3 protein-coding genes are annotated in these 1,686 nt (G+C 69.5%); 1 reads left to right on the top strand and 2 read right to left on the bottom strand.

Translation table 11 applies throughout. The features are described 5' to 3' along the window. Window positions 1-335, top strand: a 335-nt coding sequence (locus GBZ26_RS29190) for a DUF4167 domain-containing protein (protein WP_247884954.1), incomplete at its 5' end; no start/stop codon positions are given. Between the two features lie 95 nt (window positions 336-430). On the opposite strand, the gene GBZ26_RS29185 is transcribed toward GBZ26_RS29190, so the two are convergent. Then, the gene (locus GBZ26_RS29185; RefSeq protein WP_174441771.1) at window positions 431-1,225 is read right to left on the bottom strand and encodes an MOSC domain-containing protein; all 795 of its coding nucleotides are present in this window, start codon (window positions 1,223-1,225) and stop codon (window positions 431-433) included. 57 nt (window positions 1,226-1,282) lie between these two features. Further along, the coding region (locus GBZ26_RS29180) for an NUDIX domain-containing protein (protein WP_174441770.1) at window positions 1,283-1,686 on the bottom strand (404 nt) is incomplete at its 5' end.

Genomic DNA, 1,686 nt, shown 5'->3' with positions numbered 1-1,686 from the left:
TTGTCTATAAGCACCGCACCTGCGCCACCATGGCTCGGGCCCTGCGCCCCCGGGTCACCCCGGCGCGGGTCCAGAAAAAGTACCGGGCGCTGGCCCGCGACGCCTCCTCGTCCGGCGACCGCGTCCAGGCGGAAAACTACCTTCAGCATGCGGAGCACTATTTCCGCATCATCAACCAGATCCAGGAATCCGAGAACCGCCAGCGCGGCAACGCCGGCGCCGCCGGCCTCGGCCCGCAGCCCAGCCTGGGCGGTTCGGCGGAGGACGAGGACGGCGGCGAGATGGGCGACGAGTCCGAGGCCGCTGCCGACGAACGCGCCCCGATGAGCGCCTGACCGTCTGTCCGATAACCGTCAGTCCTGAAGCCGGCGAGGTCCGGTTTCAGGACTGGTCGGTTTCAGGGCTGGCCGGTTTCAGATTCCAGGAATTTTCAGGCCGGCAGGCCTTCGGCCAGCGCCACCGGGTCGCCCACCGCGATCCGGCCCCCATGCACCACCCGGGCATAGACGCCGCACTGCGTGTGGTCGTAACCGCGCTCCAGAATGGGAAGCGTGTTGAGGTCGCGCGCGCCGGTCGCCGGGTTGACCTCACTGGAGGGCCGGCAATCCTTGTGGTCGCAGATGCGCAGGGTGACCTCGCCGATGGTCAGCAACGCGCCGATCCATTGGCGCTCCACCCAGGGCTCCAGCCCGTCGATCATCAGGTTGGCGCGGAAGCGCCGCGGATCGACCGGCTGCTTGGCCACCCGCTCCTCCAGATCGCGCACGCTGGCAAGGTTGAGGATGGAGACCGCGGCCTCTTCCCGGTCGGTGAAGGAAAAGCCACCGCCTTGCGTCGGGTCCTTGGCCTCGGCCAGCTTGGGCAGGCCGGGGGCCGCGCCGGCCAGATAGGCGGCGAAGAACTGCTCCACCAGCATCCGCCCCATCGGCTGGTCCAGACGCCCGCGGGAGACCTGCTTGCCGCCGCGCCGGATGATCAGCGATTGGGTGGCCTCGTCGAACTCGGAGTCGAGCAGCGCCAGCTTCTCGTTCCGGTCGAGCGTGAAGAAATCCTCGTTCGGGCGCCAGCCCTCGACATCCGGGGTCAGGGCCGCCGGACCGTGCAGCAGGCCGAAGCGCCGGTCAAAGGGGATGGGTTGGCCGGTGACGAGGTCAACGGCGGGAAGATCCTGGCCGCTCAGCCCCTTCACGGGGTAGCGGCGTATGGCGGCGACGGTCGCGGGCATTGCATCGCACAATGGTGGGACCGGTTTGCTTCTGTCAACCGTCGCAATCGAAAACCGTCACCAGCGCTCGGCCAAAGGCTCCCGACCCTGGAACTCGGCGATTCGCCGCCGCGTGGCGGGAGAGGTGTCCTCCGGCAGCCGGTCCAGCGGGAAGAAGCGCGCCTCCAGGATCTCCACCCCGTCGGCCTGGAGCGTTCCCGACCATCCGCGCGCGACGAAGACCGCCACATGGTCGCTCGCCCCGTGCCGGAAGCGGGCGTAGACGCCAAAGGGCTGCGGGCCGCTCTCCACCGTCAACCCGACCTCTTCCCGCACCTCGCGCCGCATGGCCTCCACCAGGGACTCCCCTTTTCCGACTCCGCCGCCCGGAAAATGCCAGCCGCCCACGTAGCTGTGGCGGATCAGCAGGACCGAGCCCGCACCGCCGCCGGCGCCCCCCTCGGCGCCCGAGTCGTCCAGGA

The organism is Azospirillum formosense (genome assembly GCF_013340925.1).
GTDB lineage: Bacteria > Pseudomonadota > Alphaproteobacteria > Azospirillales > Azospirillaceae > Azospirillum > Azospirillum formosense.
The sequence above is the reverse complement of the archived record's forward strand: the minus strand, read 5'-3'. Positions and strand labels throughout refer to the sequence as shown.

What these genes read in the sequence shown, in the direction of transcription:
- GBZ26_RS29185 (WP_174441771.1), bottom strand. Translation starts at nt 1,225, where the DNA reads ATGCCCGCGACCGTCGCCGCCATACGCCGCTACCCCGTGAAGGGGCTG.